Genomic DNA, 21431 nt, shown 5'->3' on the forward strand with positions numbered 1-21431 from the left:
GATGCCCTCGTTCGATTCATTCGTCGTCGGCGAGGACTTCGTCAGCGAGCACTTCTTCACCACGGACACCACCAAAGCAGGCGAGTCCTTCCAGTCCGAGGTCATCAAGCTCCGCAAGCAATGGGACGATACGTCCAAAGAGGGACATGAGTCTCCGCTGGACCGCTTCCGGAAGGCCCGCGGCCAGCTCCAAATCGACCTCGGCACCCTCGCCGAGGAACCTGACAACGCCGCACGCATCTACCGGGACCTTCGCCAGTCGCTCGGTTTCCAAGGCCCAGGCACCATCTTCAAGGCCGAGCGCAGCGGTGCTGAGCTCGTCGCCCACGACGTCTGGTCCACCCCGAACAACGACGTCCTCTTCGTTGAAGCCCAGCCTGCCGACTCCCTCGAAGACGCCCTCGCCAAGGACCGCGGCGACCTCCTCCAGAAGCCTCTGGTGGACGACAAGGTAGCGAACTACTCGGCCAGCAAGCTCATCTCCGAGCTCTACCAGACTGATGAGCCGCCGCAATTCATCGTTCTCATGGCCGGCCGCTGGCTCATCCTGACCGAGCGGGAACGGTGGCCCGAGGGCCGGTACCTCGCCGCTGACGCACTGCTCGCCGTCGAACGCAACGACACCAAGCGCGGAGGCGAACTTGACCGCTTCCTTGCCGTCTTCGGGCGCGACTCACTCCACCCGGATGCGAGTGAGCAGATCTGGTGGAACGGCGTCATCGATTCCTCAGTCAAGCACACCGTGGGCGTCTCGAAGGACCTCCGCGAGGGTATCCGGCTCTCCATCGAAATCATCGCCAACAACGTTCTCACCCGCCGGACGGCAGCCGGACTCCCGAACGACGACGTCAATGGCCAGTCGCTCGCCAAGCAGTCCCTTCGCTTCTTGTACCGGATCTTGTTTCTCCTCTACGCGGAGGCGTCTCCGGAGATGGGAGTCATCCCCGTCGGCGACGAGCAGTACGACCAGGGCTACGGCCTGGACCGCATCCGTGAGCTCGTCCTCAATCCGATCACCTCGGAAAAGGCCAAGCGCGGGACCCATCTGTACGACTCCCTCAACCTCCTCTTCACCTTGGTGAACACGGGCCACCGGCCCAAGCAAGCGGACGACGCGCTCACCTTCGAAAACCTCGAGGCTGACCTCTTTTCGCCGTCCCGGACGGCGGACATCGACGGGGTTAAGCTCGGAAACGCCCCACTCCAGAAGGTCCTCGAGCACCTTCTGCTGAGCAAGGAGGCCCGCGGCAGGGATCGTGGCTTCATTTCTTATGCCGAGCTCGGCGTCAACCAACTTGGGGCGGTGTATGAAGGCCTCATGTCGTACACGGGCTCCATTGCGCAGGAGGACCTTCACGAAGTCGCCAAGGACGGTGACTCGTCCAAGGGCTCATGGGTTATTCCGGTAACTCGCTCCGCGGAGATTGATGCCAGGCATTTCGTCATGACGCAGGACGAGATCACTGGACAGCCCAAGGCCATCCTTCACCAGAAGGGCACCTTCGTCTTCCGGCTTGCGGGGCGCGAACGCCAGCAGTCGGCCTCCTACTATACACCCGAGGTACTGACGAAGTTCGTCGTCTCCCAGGCGCTCGAAGAGCTGCTCGACCAAGACGGTGGGACGACGCCCGCGGACGACATCCTCAAGCTCACCGTCTGCGAGCCCGCCCTAGGGTCGGGTGCGTTCGCTATTGAAGCTGTGCGCCAGCTCGCTGCAGAGTACCTCGAGCGCAAGCAGAAGGAGCTCGATGTCCGCATCCCCGCGGACGAGTACCCGCTCGAGCTGCAAAAGGTGAAGGCACAGATCGCCCTGCACCAAGTGCACGGCGTGGACCTCAACGCGACGGCGGTGGAGCTCGCCGAGGTGTCGCTGTGGCTGGACACCATGGTGGCGGGCTTGCAGGCGCCGTGGTTCGGCCTCCGGCTTCGCCGCGGCAACTCGCTGGTTGGGTCCCGGCGCGCGACCTATTCGGCTGCACAGGTCAGGGATAAGTCGTGGCTCACCTCTACGCCGCAGGATGCGCCCCTTAAAGGGCTGGTCGCCGGGTTGGAGGCGGACGACGACGATGCTGCCGTGGTTGGGCGGGTCCACCACTTCCTCCTCCCCGCCCAGGGGTGGGGCGCAGCTTCGGACGCTAAGGAGGTCAAGGACCTCGCTGGCGACGCGCAGAAGGTCCTCGGTGCGTGGCGCAAATCGGTGCGTGTGAAGCCAACGAAGCAGCAGGTCGACCGCATGCTCAACCTGTCGCGACGGGTCGAAACTCTGTGGAAGCTCACGCTGCGCCGCTTTGAGATCGCAGACCAGGAAGCCCGCCGGGACATCGACTACTTCGGCAAACCGCCGGTGCCTCAGCCTGACGAAAACACACGAGCGGTGACCCGAGGTGAAATCGAAGCGGCAATCAACGACCCAAACGGCGCCTACCAGCGACTCCGTCGCGTAATGGACGCCTGGAACGCGTTATGGTTCTGGCCGCTGACCCATCAAGCCACCAAGGGAGCCGTCCCGCCCAGTGTTGACCAGTGGCTCGAGGTGCTGGAAGCACTCCTCGGAAGGACCGGCAAGGAGTCCCGAATGGCGGGCCAGCGGGCCTTGAGCGCGGGTGCAAACTGGGATGAGCTGAACGACGCCGAGCACGCCGACCTCCAGCTCGCATTGGCGGGTGACGTAAAGAGTCTGCTCGCGGAGCATCAGTGGTTGTCTGTCTGCGACCGCGTCGCTCGGGACCAAGGGTTCTTCCACTGGGAGCTCGACTTCGCCTCCGTCTTCGGGCGTGGGGGTTTTGATCTGCAGGTGGGAAATCCGCCGTGGGTCAGGCCCGATTGGGACGAGAAGGCTACATTCGCTGAGTTCGATCCCTGGTGGCAGCTGGCAGAGAAACCGACTCAGTCGGAAGTGACTGCTAAGACGTTGCTCGCTCTGGCGGACTCCGATCAGTGCGAGTTCATGGTGTCTCAGGCAGCATCCATCATTTCGCTACGTGAGCATCTGACCGACATTGCAACGTACCCCGTCGTTTCCGGGCTACGGCCGGATCTCTACCGCTCATTCATGGAGAGAACGTGGGCATCCATGAGTAAGCACGGTGCTGTTGCATTGATCCACCCCGAATCTCATTTCACGGAAAAGAAGGCCGCAGGGCTCCGTGCAGAGACTTACAGACGGCTGCGGCGGCATTGGCAATTCATTAATGAGCTTTCCCTCTTCGAGATCCATCACCTGGTCTCATATGGCGTTCACGTCTATGGCCAGCGTCTAATGCGACCGCAGTTCCAGATGGCGTCGTCGCTCTACCACCCGGATACAGTTGCACGGTCGTTGGCACACGACGGCAACGGGCCGGTGCCGGGGCTCAAGGACGACGAGGGCAACTGGGATCTGCGGCCCCACCCGGAGCGCATTGTCGACGTCGATGAAACGGTGCTCGCTGTCTGGGCCGACATTCTCGACGAGCCTGGAACACCGCCAATGCAAGCTCGAATGGTCTATCCAGTAAACCGTGCCAGCGCGTCCGTGCTCGAGAAGCTGAGCAAGGCTCCTCGAGTTCGTGATTTGGGATTGCAGTATTCAAGCGGCTGGAACGAGACGACGGACCGCAAAAAGGGCTACTTCGAGGTCGGATCTGCGGTACCCGAGTCTTGGGACGACGTGATCTTGCAGGGCCCCCACTTCACTGTGGCTAACCCATTCGCAAAGCAGCCCAACCCGACGATGAAGAACAACCTCGACTGGACTGAGATCGACCTCGAAGCCCTCCCGGTAGACTTCATCCCCCGCACGAGTTATCAGCCAGACGGCGACCGGACTCGCTACAACTCGGACTATGGGTCTTGGGTGGGGCAAGACGGCCAGGTTCCGCAACGTTCGCTGTACCGTGCGGTTTGGCGTCGCATGGCAGCGATAACCGGATCCCGGACCCTGCATTCGAGTATCGTGCCGCCGGGGACAGCAGGGGTGGATAACGTGTACCAAGCCGCCATCATCAATGACGATGGCGAGGAGAAGCTCGTCTTTCTTGTCGGCGTGATGTCGTCCGTCGTTGCGGATTACTTGGTCAAGGTCAGTGGGGCGTCAAAGATCAACTTCGAGAACATCCAGAACCTCCCTTCAGTCGAGCCAGGAATAATTCGTCGAGAGATTGTTGACAGGACGTTGCGTCTCATCGCACTGACGGCGTCCTATGAGGATCTCGTTCGTTCGGTATTAGGTATCGATTGGGTGGCCGCCTGGCCAGCGCGAAAGGACCTCGACAGGAGGGAGTGCCTCGTTGAGATCGATGCACTGACTGCCCTCGCCGTCGGGATGGATAGTAACGAGCTCGAAATCATTTACCGCACTCAGTTCCCCGTCCTCGCGGGATACGAGCGTTCGGACCTGTACGACTCAAACGGCCGTAAGGTCCCCGGCGAGATGAACAAGCTGTACCGCCAACGCGGCGAGGACCTGACACTCGAGGAGAGGACTTGGACGCATCCACAGAGCCAAGTCAAGTACATCTTCGAGTTCCCGTTCGTCTCGTACGACCGTGAAGAGGACATGCGTAAGGCCTACGCCCACTTCGAGAAGCTCTTGGCGGAGAAGAGCTGATGGCAGTCCTCCTGCCCACACATCAAGTCGAGGGCCTCCAGGCTGGGCTGATCGACTACCTGTCCACAACGTTCGCCCTCACCGATCGGGATGCGCGCAACGGCCTGCAAGGGTTCCTTCAGGATCGGCAGGACGGGATATTCAAGGGTCCGTTCGTGCGGCTCAGGCTTCCGTTCGAGCCTGCTGCCGTTGGGTGGCGGGATAGCCTCGACTGGCACAAGGGATTCGCACCGTACGGCCATCAGGCGCTGGCTTTTCAGAGACTGACGTCAAAGCCAGAGGTTTCGGCAGGCTCAACTACCTTGGACAGCGTTTTTCGGCGGCCGGAACCAACCCTGGTCACCACCGGCACGGGGTCAGGCAAGACCGAGTCCTTCCTCTACCCGATCATCGACCACGTCCTCCGGGCCAAGGCCGCCGGCGTCACCGGGATGAAGGCGCTCATCCTCTACCCGATGAACGCCCTCGCCAACGACCAGGCGCAGCGCCTCGCCAGCCTGCTCACCGACAACCCCGAACTCGGCGGCATCACCGCCGGCATCTACACGGGACAGAAGGACGGCCAGAAGCACACGAAGGTTTCCGCCGCCGGGCTGATTAACACCCGTGAGATCTTACGCAGCGAAGCACCGGACATCCTCCTTACCAACTACAAGATGCTGGACATGCTCCTGCTCCGCAGCGAGGACTCGTCGATCTGGGAACAGTCCTCCACTTCCCTGCAGTACGTGGTCCTCGACGAATTCCACACCTACGACGGCGCCCAAGGCACCGACGTCGCCATGCTCCTGCGCCGCCTAGGACTCACCCTGAAGAGCCACTGGCCGGAGGATCTCAGCACCATCCCCCACGGACCAAGCGAGGAGGACAGGGCGCGCCCGCTCGGCCGCATCACACCCGTCGCCACCTCGGCGACCCTAGGCGCGAAGGGCGAGGCCGAGCCCATGCTCCGCTTCTCCAAGACCGTCTTCGGCGAGACCTTCCCTGACGAATCAGTCGTCACCGAATCCCGACTCAGCATCGATGCGTGGTGTAGGGACTGGGACTTAGACCCTGTGGATGAGATTGTCCGCGTCGCCGACGGCATTGAGGACACCGGCAAGGCCATCGAGGCGGTTCTCGGCGCGGGAGCCGATGACCCCAACGCCGTCATCGTTGAACACGTTTCCCAGCTCCTCTTTGGCGGACAGCCAGCGGATCTACTCGACGCCGTCCGCCGGCATCCGCTCACCCGCGCAGTGCTCAACGAGGCGGGCAACGCCGTCGTCCTCACCGACCTGGCCGATCGCGTCCTCGGCGGGTTCAACGCCTCAGGGGGGCCGCGCCGCCGCGCGACGCTTGCCGAGCGGCACACAGAGTTCATGGCCCATTTCCTGGCTCTGCTCAGTCACGTCCGCGCGGTCCCGGAACCGAACCGCGATGCCATCTCCGTTGAGACACACCTCTGGGTCCGTGAGCTGTCCCGCCTCGACAAGTCCGTGGACGGTGAACACCGCTACCGCTGGGGGGACGACGGCCCCCACACCGACAGGAGCCTCTACCTGCCGGCTGTCTATTGCCGGCACTGCGGCCGCTCCGGCTGGGGCGCCGTCCTCGGTCCCACCGGAACGGACCTCGAGAACGACGATTCGAAGATCCGCCGCGAGCAGGCCACCGGGAACCCCCGCTTCCGCGCCCTCATTCACGCCCCCAACGAGGACGCCCTCCGAGCCGAGAAGGGCGAGATCGCGGACAGCCTCGTCTGGCTCGACACGGTCAACCGCGCCGTCCTTCACGAGCCGCCGGCCGAGGACACCGCCGAGGCGCACGAGGGCCGCATCGTCCCCGTACTCATGCTCCGCGGCCTGGACGCCGACGACGACTCCAAGCGCGAGGTCTGCCCAGCCTGCCAGACTGCGGACGGCATCCGATTCCTGGGCAGCGCCATCGCCACCATGTTGTCTGTGAGCATCTCCAACCTCTTCGGTGCCGACGGCCTCGACTCGGGCGAGAAGAAGGCCCTCGTCTTCACAGACAGCGTCCAGGACGCCGCCCACCGCGCCGGCTTCGTCCAGGCTCGCTCACACATCCTGACCCTGCGCTCCGCCTTCCGCCGGGCGCTCGAGGTCGCCGCAGCGGACGGGGGAGTTGCCACACTCAAGCAGCTGGTCGACGTGGCGATCGCGGACGCCGTCACCCCCGTCCGCAAGTACCAGCTCATCGCCCCCGACTTCGCCGATAGGCCGCAGTTCCGCGCCTTCTGGGATCCCGAGGCCAGCGCCCAGGAGAAGCGCAACGCGACACGCAACGCGGAGAAGCGCGTCCTTTTCGACGCCTCCCTCGAGTTCGGCCTCCAGTCCCGCCTCGGCCGCACCCTCGAGCTCACCGGCAGCATTGTCGCCGAGACCGACGCCGGGACACCCCCCGCGATGCTCGCGGCCGCCCGTACTGCGCTCGAGGCGGTGCCCGGCATCCTTGGTCTCGAAGACCAGCTCACCGACGACGGTGCGCTGCTCGCGTGGGTGCGCGGCGTCGTCGAACGCGTCCGCACCCAAGGCGGCATCCGCCACCAGTGGCTTAACGACTACATGGTCGAGGCGGGGGAGAAGGCCCAGCGCTGGAAGGTGTGGGGCGGCCGGCGCCGCAGCGAGGGTATGCCCGCCTTCCCTGCCGGGCGGTCCAAGCCAGCCTTCCCGCGGCTCGGCGGCGGCGACTCCGGCTACATGGACCCGATAGCCCAAGCCCAAAGCTGGTACACGCGCTGGACCGCGCTGTGCCTCAACATCCCGAAGACGGACGCCACCTTTGTGGCCAAGGCCCTCTTCAGTCAGCTCGCTTGCCAAGGCGTGCTCGAGACCGTGCAGGCCAAGGACGGTGCCACGGTCTTTGCACTTCCCACCGACCGGATCCTCCTTCAGGCACCCACAGGCGAGGGCCTCGGCGCGGGCCGCCACTTCCTCGCGTGCTCCGTGTGCCGCGCAGTTACACCGGGTTCCGCGACTGTGGTGGACCAGCTCGACGGTGCGCACTGTCTATATGTTCGGTGTCCCGGCCGGCTCGCGCGCCAGCCTGAGGAGGAGAACTTCTATCTCAAGCTGTACGGAGCGCGGGAGCCGAAGCGCGTCGTCGCCAAGGAGCACACGTCACTGCTGCCTGATGAGGAGCGGGTGCGCGCTGAGAATGAGTTCAAAGCCTCAGTCCAGACGCCGCAGGCACCTAACGTACTGGTCGCGACACCCACTCTGGAGATGGGCATCGACATCGGTGACCTTTCCTGCGTCATGCTCGCCTCCCTCCCCACCTCCGTCTCGTCGTACTTACAGCGGGTGGGGCGCGCCGGCCGCCTCACTGGAAACTCACTCGTCCTCGCCTACGCACGTGGACGTGGAGAGCACCTGCCCAAGCTTCACGACCCGCTGTCTGTGATCAACGGGCAAGTCCGCCCGCCTGCCACCTTTCTCGACGCCGAGGAGATCCTGCAGAGGCAGTACCTCGCCCACCTCGTCGACAGGTTCGCGCGCGACGCCGGCCGACCCCACCCGCGCAAGGCCGCCGGCGCACTCGCCGGCGACGGACCGGGAACCTTCCTGGGCGACCTCATCGAGACAGCTCACTCCAACGCAGAGGAATATATCGAGGAGTTCCTCGGGCAATTCGGGGATCTGCTCGCTCCCGCCAGCGCCGCTAGGCTCCGGGAATGGGCTGCCCCCGGTGCTGACGGTTCGAGCGAGCTCGCCGAGCACGTTGTCCGGGCCGCCAGGCTGTGGGCCGACGACTGCGCCGAACTCAAGGCCCGCATCGACGACATCGAGAAGGCGATGCCCGAGCTCAAGGCCATGGCGGAGTCCAACGCGGCCACGGACGAGGACAGGCGTGCCCCTAAATCCGCCGAGGCCACACAGCGCATGCTGCGGGGACAGCTCTTCAGCCTGCGCGACGAATATTGGATCTCCGTACTCGAAAAGTACGGTCTGCTGCCAAACTACACGCTCCTCGACGACTCGGTTAACCTGGATATCGGCGTGACCTGGCAGGAAGTCGAAACCCAGGACTACGTCACCGAGACGATCTCGCTGCAGCGCGGCGCTGCTATCGCAATCAACGAGCTTGCCCCGGGTGCCACGTTCTACTCGCGTGGCCTCGAGGTAAAGATCGACGCCGTGGACCTCGGCCCACAGCAGAGCCACACCCAGCGCTGGCAGGCATGCCCGGAGTGCGGGTGGATACACACCGACGTGGACGCCGCAGGTCCGGTCAAGTCGTGTGGCCGGTGCCATCTCGGCGGTATCGCCGACGTAAGCCAGCGATTCGACGTTGTGGTCATGAAGAACGTCTCAGCGGAGGTGCGCCGCGACGAGGTAGCCATCGGCGACCGCAGTGACCAGCGCGTCAAAGAACGCTTCAATACGCTCCTCGCAGCGGACATCGATCCCGAGCACCTCACCGACGAATGGTTCCTCGAGGACTTCGAGTTCGGCGCCAAATACGCGAACCGGGTACAGCTCAGGTGGCTCAACCTGGGACGTGCCTCTGCCAACGCCGCGCCCCGGATTATCGCTGGCAACGAGTCCAAGGCACCGCTATTCCGGGTCTGTTCGTACTGCGGCAAACTGGACTCCGCCGGGCGTGCGAACAACCCTGATGAGCACCGCTTCTGGTGTAAGTACCGGAAATCCGGCGACGAGCACGTGGCAGAGGTGGCGCTCGCACGTGTCCTCGCCACGCAGGGGGTTGCCCTCCGCCTCCCGGCCGGTCGCGTCCTGGGGGATGACTTTGCCCTCCCCAGTCTGACCGCTGCGTTACTCCTCGGCCTCCGTGAAGTGATCGGTGGCTCCCCGGACCACATCGCCGCAGTGCCAATCAACGAGCCTGCCGACGGGGGCACCGCCGTCACTCTGCTCCTGCACGACAAAGTTCCCGGCGGCACTGGCTACCTCGCCGAATTCGCCAAACCGGAGAAGGTCTGGAACCTCCTGCGGGCCGCATGGGACGTGGTGCGGAACTGCGATTGCCGCGACGAGGAGCGCCTCGCCTGCCATCGCTGCCTCCTTCCCTTCGCGTCCCCCTGGAACGTGGACAAGGTGGCCCGCGTGACCGCTGAGCGTCTCCTGCGCAGCATCCTGGCCGGGCAAGACGTAGTTCCCGACGATGATCCCACCTTCGAGGACTGGACGGTCACGAAGGTTCCGCCGCCTGCGCCAGCCCTGGAATCACACCTCGAGGTCAAGTTCCGTAAGGCACTCGTGGACAGGCTGTCCGCTGTCGGCGCCAACGTTAAGGTCACCCCCGGTCTTCGCGCGGACAAGGTCGAGTTCCGCCTACCGGGCGCCAAACACATCTGGTGGCTGGAACCCCAGGTCGACATTCACGGTACGCGACCTGACTTCGTCCTCTCGACGGCGGACCCGAACATCCCGAAGGTTGCGATCTACACCGACGGCTACGTATTCCACGCGTCGCCTGAGCACAACCGCGTCGCCGACGATGCGGCCAAGCGGGAGGCTCTTCGGGCTGCTGGTGTGGTCCCCTGGGCAGTCACGTGGGAGGATATCGATACCTTTTCCGGCGACGGGCAGTCGGTGCCCCCGTGGTTCACCGACAAGGCTGCGAGCATGGTGCAAAACGGGACGACGCCGCTTCAGCCCGCGCTGCTTGCCGCCGTCAAGTCCGACGCCATGAGCCAGCTGTGGCAGTGGATCCGGGAGCCAAACAGGGACGCCTGGGCGGACCTGTCCGATGCCATCCCTCTGCTCATGCTGGGCAAGTGCAGCCCGTTCAAGAAATCCATTGTGGACCTTCCGGCCTTCGTGCAGGCCACCCTTGATGACCCGGACGCGGCGCCTGAGCTGGGGGAGGGGCGCGCATGGATGTATGCGGAAGGTCCACTCCGGTGTGCCGCAAACCTAACCTCGCCGCTCATGGTGAGCGCCGACGTCGTGCTCGTCCTTGATGGACGGGACGAAGCAGTAGCGCAGCCGGGATACAAAAAGGTGTGGCGCGAATGGCTGCGCCTGAGCAACCTGCTCGGATTCAGGCGGACAGCCCCGGCTATCGGCGCGGTTACTCTGGCTATGCCCTCGGTCCCGGTCATTGTGGAACCTGGAGCACTGGGTAAGCACCTCCGGCCGGAATGGCAGGACCTCATCGACATGGCGACGCCTGCAGAGCACAAACTGTTGGAAGTGCTCGCCGAAGTCGACGAGTTGCCGCTGCCGGAGCTCGGTTACGAGCTTGACGATGGGACACCGCTGGACATTGCATGGCCGGAGCACAAACTGGCTGTCGTCTTCGATCCGGCGGGCGAGTATGAAGGCTGGACCCTTGTGGCCGGCGATGCTGCACAAGTTTTGAAGGCATTTAAGTTGAAGGAGAACGACTGATGGCATCGGTAACCCTGATGAAGGGGGCCAACAAGGTCGACGGATCGCTCAAGGGCAAGGTCCTGGACTTCCTCTACAAGCTTCAGGAAGACGACACTTCGCCTGGCCTCCACATCGAGCCGATGAAGACCTGCAAGGACTCCCGGGCGCGGACAGGCCGCGTTGACCAGCAGTTCCGGGCGGTGCTTTTTAAGCTGAATGCCGGGACTGAACCGCATTACGTCTATGCGGGCACCTTTAACCACGATGAGGCGATCAAGAAGGCGCAGACGAGCATTCTGACTGTCAACCCTGTTAGTGGTATTGCGGAACTCATCAGCGCACCTGCCGAGGGCTCAGCGCCCCCTCAGCCGGCCGCCGTTGTTCCCCCTGCAGCGACGGGTCCCGCATATGAGAACGGCCTCCAAAAAGCCGGGTACACGCCGTCGTACCTTTTCGAGGAGCTGGGCATCCCCGAATGGACAGGTGCAGCTGCGATTGGCGCAGCTTCTGTGGAAGCGTTCGAACTGGTGGTCACGGACGACGCAGTCCCGGAATGGCAGGGTCTTGCCCTTATTGACCTTGAAGCAGGGAAGTCCCTCCAGGAAGTCAAAGAAGGCCTGGGGATTGGCGACTACGTCGATGACCCTACGAAGTCTGATGATGAGAAGCTTGCCGAGGCGCTCAAGCACCCTGCCTCGAAGCTTGAATTCACGTATGCCGAGGGGTTCGAAGACCTCGAGTACGTCATCAACAACGAGAGTTTTCAGGACTGGCTGGTATTCCTGCACCCGGCCCAAGCCCAGTACGCGGTCAAGGACCGCAACGGGGCCTTCCGGCTTGCCGGCGGGGCGGGTACGGGCAAAACTGTGGTGGCGATCCACCGTGCAAAGCACTTGGCGGACCAGGACCCGGGCTCGCGCATCCTGCTGACCACATTCACGAAGACGCTGGCCGATAGTCTTGCTCAAAACGTGGGGCGTCTGGATCCGGCGCTGAAACAGAGCGACAAGCTCGGTGAAGCCCCGGTGACTGTAGCCGGCATCGACTCCGTCGCTGCCCAGGTCTGGTCAAAGGCATCGCCTGAGGAACAAGCCGGCGCCTTTAGTGCGGTGCTTGGGACTCCCGATGCCGCGGCGACGAGCCGCTCGAGTGACAAGGAATGGGGTGAGGCCCTTGAGCAAGTGGAGCACAAGCTCGAGCCCGCTCTGGCGAACCCCACATTCCTGGGGCAGGAGTACCTGTCTATCGTCCTTGCGAATTCGGTGACTGACAGGGACGGGTACCTGACCGTTCCGCGAGGAGGTCGCGGCACGGCCTTGAACCGGATGAAACGGATCGAGGTTTGGAAGGTCATTGAGGCTTATCGGCGGATCTGCCGGAGCAAGGGAGCCGTAAGTTATCCCGAACTCGCAGCACTGGCTGCTGGTGTCCTTGAGCAGCGGGCCGCTGGGGGAGGGGTTCGCCCCTTCGACCACGTGATTGTTGATGAGGCTCAAGATTTTCACGCTGGCCACTGGCTCCTGCTGCGTGCACTGGTGGCGCCTGGGGCGAACGACTTGTTCATTGCGGAGGACTCCCACCAGCGGATCTATGGGCAGAAAGTTCCCCTCAGCAGGTTCGGCATCCAGATCGTGGGGCGCTCACGGCGTCTGACGCTCAACTACCGGACGACGGCCCAGAACCTTGCTTTCGCCGTCGGCCTCCTCTCCGGGATTCCGTTCACTGACATTGAGGACACCGCGGAGGAATCCTCAGACTACCGGTCCGCTAGAAGCGGGCCGCACCCCCAGCTCGAGGGTAAGGAGTCGCTCTCCAAGGAGCTCGATAACGCCGCTGATTGGGTCAAGGCGTGGACAGCCGATCCAGAATTCGCGCCGGAGACTATCGGCGTACTCGTGCGCTCAGGCAAGCAGGTGGACTTCGTCGTCAGCGGACTGCTTGAGCGCGGAGTCTCTGCCCAGAAAGTTTCCGGTGACAAAGAGGCCCATTCTGGCGAACCGGTCGTGATGACCATGCACCGGGCGAAGGGCATGGAGTTTTCCAAAATCATCCTCTTCGGAGTGGGCGAGGCGAACATGCCTCTGCAATGGGCGCTCAAGGATCTCGGCGACGCCGAGAAATCCGATGCCCTGTTGCAGGAGCGTTCATTGTTGTACGTGGCGGCGACACGGGCGCGGGATGAACTGGTGGTCTCGTGGAACGGGAAACCGTCGGAACTGCTCGGAGTTAGTTCCTAGCCGGGACGCTACTGAACCGGGGCGGGCAGACTTGGGGCGTTTACGTTGCGAATTTACCTGCTCACAACGCATGGCTTTTCTACAATTGTCGGCCGCTCCAGCTACATTATTGTGACTGAGCTACAACGGCCCATTGGGGCCGACAAAACTGGGGGCAATAGTGGGTGTAGACGCCGGCGTCGGATCTCTCTCTAAGGCGGCTGAACTTCAACGGGAGCAATCCTACTTCGATCGGGCGAAGCAATACCGTGACAGCCAGGACGCAGCGTGGTCCCTGTCTACGGCTTCGGCGGGTTCAGCCGTTGAACGGCGCGCCTATAAGCAAGCCATGGAGAAACGCAGGGTTGCCTCCCCTGGTGACCCGATTGCGCTGTCGCGCATTGACTTCGAAGATGGGGACAAGCTGTACATCGGCAAGGTTGCCATCTTCGATGAGGACAAGAATCTCCTGGTCGTCAACTGGCAGGCCCCAGCCGCGGCGGTAGCTAACCAGGCCTCTATACAAGATCCCATGGGGCTGCGCAGCAAGCGGGTCTTCGACGCGCCAGCGAACAAGATTCTCGATTTCGAAGACATAGTCTTCAAAGCATTGGCTGAAGCCGTTAGCGAGCTCGACGAGCACACCTATACGGGGGATGCCCTCCTGCAGGCGTTAAGCCGCAAGCGCGGCTCAGAGATGACGGATATCGTCAAGACGATCCAGGCGGCTCAAGACAAGCTCGTGCGCGCGGACCCGGACCAGCTCCTTGTCATACAGGGCGGCCCTGGCACTGGCAAGACAGCTGTGGCCCTTCATCGTGTTTCCTGGCTCCTCTTCAACTATCAGGACGACTTGCCGCCAGAGGATGTCTTGGTCGTCGGACCCAACCCGACTTTCACCAAGTACATTCGAAGGGTTTTGCCCGATCTTGGAGACGACGATGTCGTCCAGCAAGCACTGCAGAACCTCTTGTCCAACGACGTGCGTGTCAGCGGGGAAGACTCAACTGATACGGCGAAGGTCAAGGGCTCGGCACGAATGAGCCAGGTCTTGAAAAACGGGCTGAAGCAACGCATCCGAGTTCCGGCCACGGATGTGCGCATTCAACGGCGAAATACGGTCCTTACGGTCTCTATCCCTGCAAACTCCGTCGCGGACGTCTTGAGTAACATGCAGTTCGAGACATTTGCTGACGGCCGCCGCCGCTTCAGGCAGCGGCTCGTCGAGCTGTGCGCCCCTTTGCTGGGCAATATCCGTCAGGTTGCTCCGGAACAATTTCTCGACGTCCGAGCTCTTGAAGCGGAAGTCGAAAAGATCTGGCCACAGATAACCCCTCAGCAGTACCTTCGGGAACTCCTTGGCTCTAAGGAACGGCTCAAGCGAGCTGCCTACGGTCACCTGACGATTGAAGAGATCGAGCTGCTGTACCGGCAGCAATCAGACAAAGTAGGAGATGAGCCTTGGACCATCTCCGACCTTGCCCTGCTCGATGAGGCACAGGCGCTAATGCGCGAGTCACCCCGCACATACGGACACATTGTCGTGGACGAAGCACAAGACCTGTCTAAGATGCAGCTCCGCGCCGTCCGCAGACGTTCCAAAAACGGATCGATGACCGTAGTCGGTGACATAGCCCAATCGACCGGGCCGTACTCACGCGACTCTTGGGACGACGTAGCGCAGATTCTCAGTGAGGCCACTGCAGACAGCACGGGCACCCGCGTGGTGGAGCTCGAGCACGGCTACCGGGTACCGAAGCAGGTCTTTGACGTCGCGCTGCCGGTGCTCAAGTCAGCCGCACCTTCCATAACCCCTCCGCGGATCTTGAGGGATGTTGACTATGAGCCCCGATTCGTTGGGGCCTACCAGGAGGACCTGGCCCGCGAGGTATCGCGCTGCGTATTCACCCACAGCGGACGGGGCCGCTTTGTTGGCGTGATAGCCCCGACAAAGTTGTGGCCGGAACTCAGAACCGCATTCCGAAGTGATGATCTGCAATGGAGCGAATCCACCGAAGGTGAGCTGTCCACCGCCATCAATCTTGTTACGCCTGAGGATGCCAAGGGGCTCGAGTTTGACGCCGTCCTGGTGGTTGATCCGGCGGGAATCCTGGCAATGCCGCATGGCGAACGCATGCTGTACATCGCACTGACCCGAACAACTACCCATCTGGACGTGATCTATCCCGCCGGCTCGTTGCCGCCGATTCTTGGCGGTCCCGACGAACCTCAGCCACCAAGAGCGCTTGCTGAACAACCGCGACTGCCATCGGAATCCGGCTTAACCATACTTAGCGATCCAGCTCCTGGAGCCGACTCAGCTTTCCCTGATGTCGCATCTAGTGTCACGCCGGTAGACAACCCAGTTTCCGACGTCGTCCCATCCTTGGCAGTTGGCGGTGCCCCGGATAGTTTTGCGGGCACGGAGCTGTCCCGCCTGGATGGAATGCAGCAGGCGATGGCTGAGCATTGGGCCAAGTTTTTCGCGTCCCAGCTGCGGGATAACGTGCCTCCCAAGTTGGTTCCAGCTGTCGTCGAAGAGCTGGCCCGGCTTGCTTCGGAAAAGTGATAACTCGGGAGAACTTGACTCAAAATTGAGGCTGCAGCCGTAGTTTGGACTGGAAACTCAGCAGACCAATTAGACAGATATCCTTCATTGGACTATCCGCTCGAAAAGACCGAGACGTTGAGTGAAATGCATCAATTCTCCGCATGGGTCGGAAAGATAGGAGAACCGTGTCGACAGGCAATGGTGTCTTGGACAAGAAGCTGGCGCTGCAGATGCAACGCTGGCGGGACGACCTGTTGTCGATCGACAGACGTCAGAGGCTTGTCTATTTCCAGCACCCCAAGAGTGGGACTTTCGAAATCCTTGAACCTGGCTGCTCAGGGGTAGAAGCCCTGGTGGGGGAGGGCGACGTCATGCTCGTCAGCAGTGAACCTGCAGACGAGGTATCGGGTGAATCGGCACAAGCCCTGAGGCTTCCCACGAAAGGTTCACGAACCCTACGCGTCACTGGCAAAACCGCTGCCCAAATCCTGAGCACGTCAAAGCGGCTGCATCAACGCTCGGAACAAGAATATGCGGACCGTGGGGTGTGGACCCTTTATCTGGGCCACGGCATGCTCAATTGGATAGATCCCGCTGACGGAAAGAAAATCGCAAGTCCGTTGCTGCTGGTGCCCGTCCGTCTGGCCAAGGAGGGAAAGCAGTATGTGCTGAGGCGAACGGAAGATGAACCGGCGCTGAACACGGCCCTTGGCCTCAAGCTCAGCAGGGACTTCGGCCTGGATCTCCCCGAGTTCGACGTAGACGACCTGAATGTTGCGAAGGTACTGCCCGCCGTGCGCAAGGCCATCGCCCAGTACCCAGACTGGACTGTTGACGAGCGGGTTGTGATGTCCATCTTCAGCTTCCATAAGGAAGCTATGTACCGTGACCTTGAGCAGAACGAAGCCAAGATTGTCGCCAATGGCATGATTCAACTCATGGCACTGGGCCCCGAGGCGCCGAAGTCGGAGGCGTTCGCCTTTGACCCTGTTTCTGACGAAGAGCTGGACTTCCGCCTGCCGCCCGAAAAGCTCCACAGCATTCTTGATGCCGATGGAAGTCAACGAAAGTGCATTCTTGCGGCAAGAGAAGGTCGCAGCTTTATCATGGACGGGCCCCCAGGCACCGGCAAAAGCCAGACGATCGCCAACATTATCGCTGAGCTCATCGCAACAGGGAAAACTGTGCTGTTCGTCAGCGAAAAGGCCGCGGCTTTGGACGTGGTGAGGGATCGACTGACAAGCAGGCAGTTGGATCCGTTCCTGCTTGAACTGCATAGCCACAAGGCGACCCGCAAGCAAGTGGTCCAGACGCTTCACGCTGAGCTGACCCGCCGCCCGGTAGTAAAGAGCCCTTTTTCAGAAACGGACCGATCTCAACTCATCAAAAGCCGGACCAGGCTAAGCGACCATGCTGATGCAATGAACGAGGTCCGAAGCCCGTTAGGGCGCAGCCTCTTCGATGTCTTGGGACGGCTGGCCCAGCTAGCAAACGTGGGCGAATACCCTTCTGGAGACCTCAGTAAACTTGGTCTGCTGTCTGCGGACGCACTAGCAGACATCTTGCTTGCCGCTACATCACTATCGAAAGTGTGGCGCCCGGCTGCAGAAGGAGAATCTTTCGCCTGGCGAGGTCTGGCCGGATCGAGCCTCACACAAGCACAAATCAAGGAGGTCGAAAAGTGTGTGGACGTTCTGGCCTTGGCAACAGAACGCCTCCTGAGAACAGCGAGGCTCTTTGACGCACAGATTCCATTTTGGCCTGTTGCCCTGGACGTTGCCGGCGTCCGGTCTCGAGCGGATTTATCCGCCCATCTTCGTGCAAGAAGGAACGTTCCCCGGCACTGGTATTCCGAGTCCAAATTCACTGATGTTCTTCGGAGGATCGAAAACCTTCAAGCAGAGGACGTTGAATATCACGCCAAGAAAGCTGAGATTGACAGTATTTGCGGGGATAGATGGGACAAGAATGACAAAAGTCTTGTAGCCCCGCTTGAAACTTTCCTCGAGCACGACCCGGCAATTTTCAGTCGTCCTCTCAGCCAATTTCCGTTCGGCCAGCTTAGCGGCATCGAGCTGGGAACTTCGGGGGCTGCCTCCCTGCTCGAAGCTCTACTCGACAAGGCCCAGCAACTAGGTGTGCTTTTCGACGTTGAACCGCAATCACTGACCCTAAACAAATGCCTAGCCCTCTCATCACTCGCAGAGCTCAGCCAACAGGGCAGCCTGCCGGAACCACATTGGATCAACCCGAGTGTCCAAGGGGCTTTGGACGAGAGTGCGCGGATCCTTGGGGAGCTGGCTGCGATCGTACGTGACCGTCAGTCGGCAATGGAGTCAACCTTCAGCCCTGAAATCCTCGCACTTGACCTGAAGGGCCTTAAGGCTCGCTTTGAATTGCAGCACCGAGGACTGAAAGCCTGGAGTAAACAAGCCCGGGCGGACAAGAAAACGCTTCGCGAGGTTACAGTTGCCGGGGTCGTCAACAAAGAGATAATTGCCATGCTTGGTGATGCCATCTCTTGGCAGACAGCACAGGAGAATCTCGCTAATAGCGAGCCCGAATATGGGCCTCGGCTCGGTAGTTATTACCGTGGCACCGCGACCGACTTTGCGAGGATCGCTCAGGCACTTGAAGTTGCTAGAACGGCCTTGAAGCTGGCCGGAGACGACATAGCGTCATCCGCGCTGGCGCGGCAGCTGAGTAAAGCCAACCCGCCAGACGCAGCGCTGATCCCCCTGGCGAGAGACGTTGCCAACATGGTGGAGCGCTTCGGGGCCGACACGCATGCACTCTTCAGCGCTGTTTTCCACGAACAGGTCAGTGATCTGCCACTTACTCACATGTTGGGAATTCTCAAGGCAGCTCAAGAGAACTTTTCGGCCGCGCAACCTTTGCGGGACCGGCTTTCGGAGATGCTGGGCGAGACGGCAACACCGCTTGCCGCAAATGCGGTTCTCCGGCAGATCGAGGTCTTGGACGAGATGGATAAGAAAACCGCCGGATGTTCGCGGCACGATTCCGAGGTATTGGGCAAGCGATACAGTCCACGGAAAACAGACTGGGCAGCGGTGCGAGCCGACTACGACTGGACCGCAGCCTTGCGCAGAATCGTCGGAGGACCAATTGAGGATGATGATGTCCGGTTCATCGAGGATTTCGACGCCTCCGACCTCGATTTGGCCGAAGGCCATTCTTCCTGGTTGGAAGCCAGCGACAAGCTGGTCGGCTTCTTCGATGCCGAGCGCTCGACCGAGCTCAGCGCGGAACTGAACCAGGACCTTGAATATGCAGAGGAGCTCCTTGCGGCCCTCGGTTCTAATCCGGCTGCTGATATCGATGTTTGGTTTGAGTACAAAAGGCTTTTTGCAGCTCTTTCCGCTGCCGGAATGCCCGAGACGCTGACAGCCCTGAGAGATAGCCATGCGGCGGCGGACCAAGTAGTGCCGGCAATTGAAAGGGCTGCAATGGAACCTTGGGCAGAAAGCATTATTGAAGACGATGACCGGTTGTCAGAGCACCGTGCGTCCGGCCGTGAAAGCCTGCTGAAACAGTTCAAGGAATTGGATGGAAACCTAATCGCCAATGCTTACGCCGACGTCGTAACCGCCTGTGTTGCCCGACGTCCACGCAGCATGGCCGGGCCTGCGGCAGTGATCGCCCACGAGGCCAACAAGAAGTCCCGTCATAAACCGATTAGGCGCTTGCTGGAAGAAACTGGCTCTGTAGTTCAGGGGCTGAAGCCCTGCTTCATGATGAGTCCTCTTTCCGTGTCGCAGTATCTCCCCGCGGGGTTCGTCTTCGATGTCGTTATCTTCGACGAGGCCTCCCAGGTCATGCCCGCCGATTCCGTCAATTGCATCTACAGGGGCAAACAGCTGATCGTGGCTGGCGACCAGCGACAGCTCCCGCCAACGTCCTTCTTCTCGGCAGCAGATGTCGAAAGCGACGACGAAGATGAACCGGACAACTTCGACAGCGTGTTGGATCTCTGCAAGGCTTCGGGCGCGATGGTGTCGCTGCCGCTCTCATGGCACTACCGCAGCCTCCATGAAGATCTCATTACCTATTCGAACTACCGGATATACGAGGGGAAACTCAATACTTTCCCCGGGGCCACCCAGGAAGCTGACGACCTCGGGGTACATCACGAATTCGTTCAGGGTATCTACCAGCGAGGGGCAGGTAGCAAGAATCCCATTGAAGCAGAGCGCGTCGTGGACCGTGTCCTTGAACACCGCCGCGTTAATCCGGACCTCTCGCTCGGAGTTGTAACATTCTCTACACAACAAGCCGAGGCTGTTTCCGAAGCTATTGAACGACGCGCAGAGCTAGAGCCGCTGCTTAGTGGTCTTATGGAGGACCATGACCGACTTCGCGGGTTTTTTGTGAAGAACCTTGAGTCCGTCCAGGGCGACGAGCGAGACATCATCATTTTCAGTATTGGCTACGGACCTGATGAAGCGGGCAAGCTGGCAATGAACTTCGGACCCCTGACTCGGAAAGGCGGCGAACGGCGACTTAACGTGGCAATCACTCGCGCACGCCGAAGGGTCGAAGTAGTCAGCTCATTCCATGCTGGAGACATGTCTGACGGCGCGTCCGCAGGAAATCGTCACCTGAAGAATTATTTAGACTTCGCTGCCCGGGGCCGAGCGGCCTTGGCCTCTGATATATCCGGGTCTGTGGGGGATGCCGAGAGCCCCTTTGAAGAGGAAGTCCTTCGCGTCATCAGGGCATGGGGCTACGATGCAGTATCTCAGGTCGGGGCTGGCGGCTACCGGATAGATATAGGGGTTCGTCACCCTGACATGCCGGGAAGCTTCATGCTGGGCATCGAGTGCGACGGTGCCGCTTATCATTCGGCAAAGAGCGCGCGTGACAGAGACCGTCTGAGGGAATCCGTGCTGCGGGGGCTCGGGTGGGACATATACCGGATCTGGGGTTTGAGCTGGTACAGAGACCGGTCCACACAAGAGATCGCTCTCAAGCAGGCACTTGAGGACGCTGTGAGTGGGAACCACGGCGTTCCTGCTATTGCTCAGTCGGCGGAAAGTGCCGGGCTCGTGGAGTATGAAGAGATAGACCTGTCCGCCCCGCCCGCTTGGACGGTGCCATACACCTCTGCCTCAAAGCCACCGCACCGGTATTGGTACCAACCGGGAGATGCCGACGCACTTACAGACCTCATCCAATATGCGGCTCACGTTGTTAGCGTCGAAGCACCACTGCACGTAGATACCTTTCACACTCGGTTGCGGGAGCACTGGGGAGCCGGCGCCATTGGTCCGCGCGCCAAAGTCAACATTGAAAGAGCACTGTCACTTGCCAAAGTTAGCGGCATGAAAGTGAAGCTCGATAAAGAAGGCTTTATCCGAGTAGATGGCGCAGACGCAGTGAACGTCCGGCGACCAACGGGACAAAGTGACATCCGTAAAGCAGGTGGAATTCCGCCTGAGGAGTTCGATGAGGCCGTACGTCTCGTAGTTGCTGACTCAATAGTCATTACAGAGGAAGAGCTACTTGTCGCGGTCCGTAACGTTTTTGGGTGGGCACGACGAGGCCCCGACATCCAAAATGCACTTCAGCGGAGCCTTCGGAGAGCAGTGAAGAAGGGTTATTGCCTGCGCCGGCCGGACGGCTCATACGAGACTGCGCAATAAGGTGTGTGTGAAGCGCCCGCTAGGAGCGATCCTGGCGGGCGCTTCATGTTCATATCTGGGCAGGTTGTGAGC

The 21431-nt window shown here is 61.2% G+C and carries 5 protein-coding genes; all 5 read left to right on the top strand.

All coding sequences use genetic code 11. The features are described 5' to 3' along the window. Position 1 precedes the first annotated feature (1 nt). The 5 genes from AC3A4Z_RS08585 to AC3A4Z_RS08605 all read left to right on the top strand — a co-directional run bounded on the left by AC3A4Z_RS08585 (position 2) and on the right by AC3A4Z_RS08605 (position 21359). Positions 2-4588 carry an Eco57I restriction-modification methylase domain-containing protein gene (locus AC3A4Z_RS08585; protein ID WP_498711206.1) on the top strand — a complete coding sequence of 1529 codons (4587 nt, stop codon included), beginning with the start codon at positions 2-4 and terminating at the stop codon, positions 4586-4588. Then, positions 4588-10947 carry a DEAD/DEAH box helicase gene (locus AC3A4Z_RS08590; protein WP_498711207.1) on the top strand — a complete coding sequence of 2120 codons (6360 nt, stop codon included), beginning with the start codon at positions 4588-4590 and terminating at the stop codon, positions 10945-10947. Before AC3A4Z_RS08585 ends, AC3A4Z_RS08590 begins: the two co-directional genes overlap by 1 nt. Further along, a complete protein-coding gene (locus AC3A4Z_RS08595) occupies positions 10947-13166 on the top strand; it encodes a 3'-5' exonuclease (RefSeq protein WP_498711208.1) in 2220 nt (739 codons plus the stop codon). Before AC3A4Z_RS08590 ends, AC3A4Z_RS08595 begins: the two co-directional genes overlap by 1 nt. A gap of 160 nt (positions 13167-13326) precedes the next feature. After that, positions 13327-15714, top strand: a complete 2388-nt coding sequence (locus AC3A4Z_RS08600) for a HelD family protein (RefSeq protein ID WP_498711209.1) — start codon at positions 13327-13329, stop codon at positions 15712-15714. 167 nt (positions 15715-15881) lie between these two features. Further along, positions 15882-21359: a DUF3320 domain-containing protein gene (locus AC3A4Z_RS08605; protein WP_498711210.1), complete on the top strand. Its 5478-nt coding sequence runs from the start codon at positions 15882-15884 to the stop codon at positions 21357-21359. Positions 21360-21431: the final 72 nt, after the last annotated feature.

This window comes from Arthrobacter sp. Soil_C_49 (assembly GCF_057656635.1).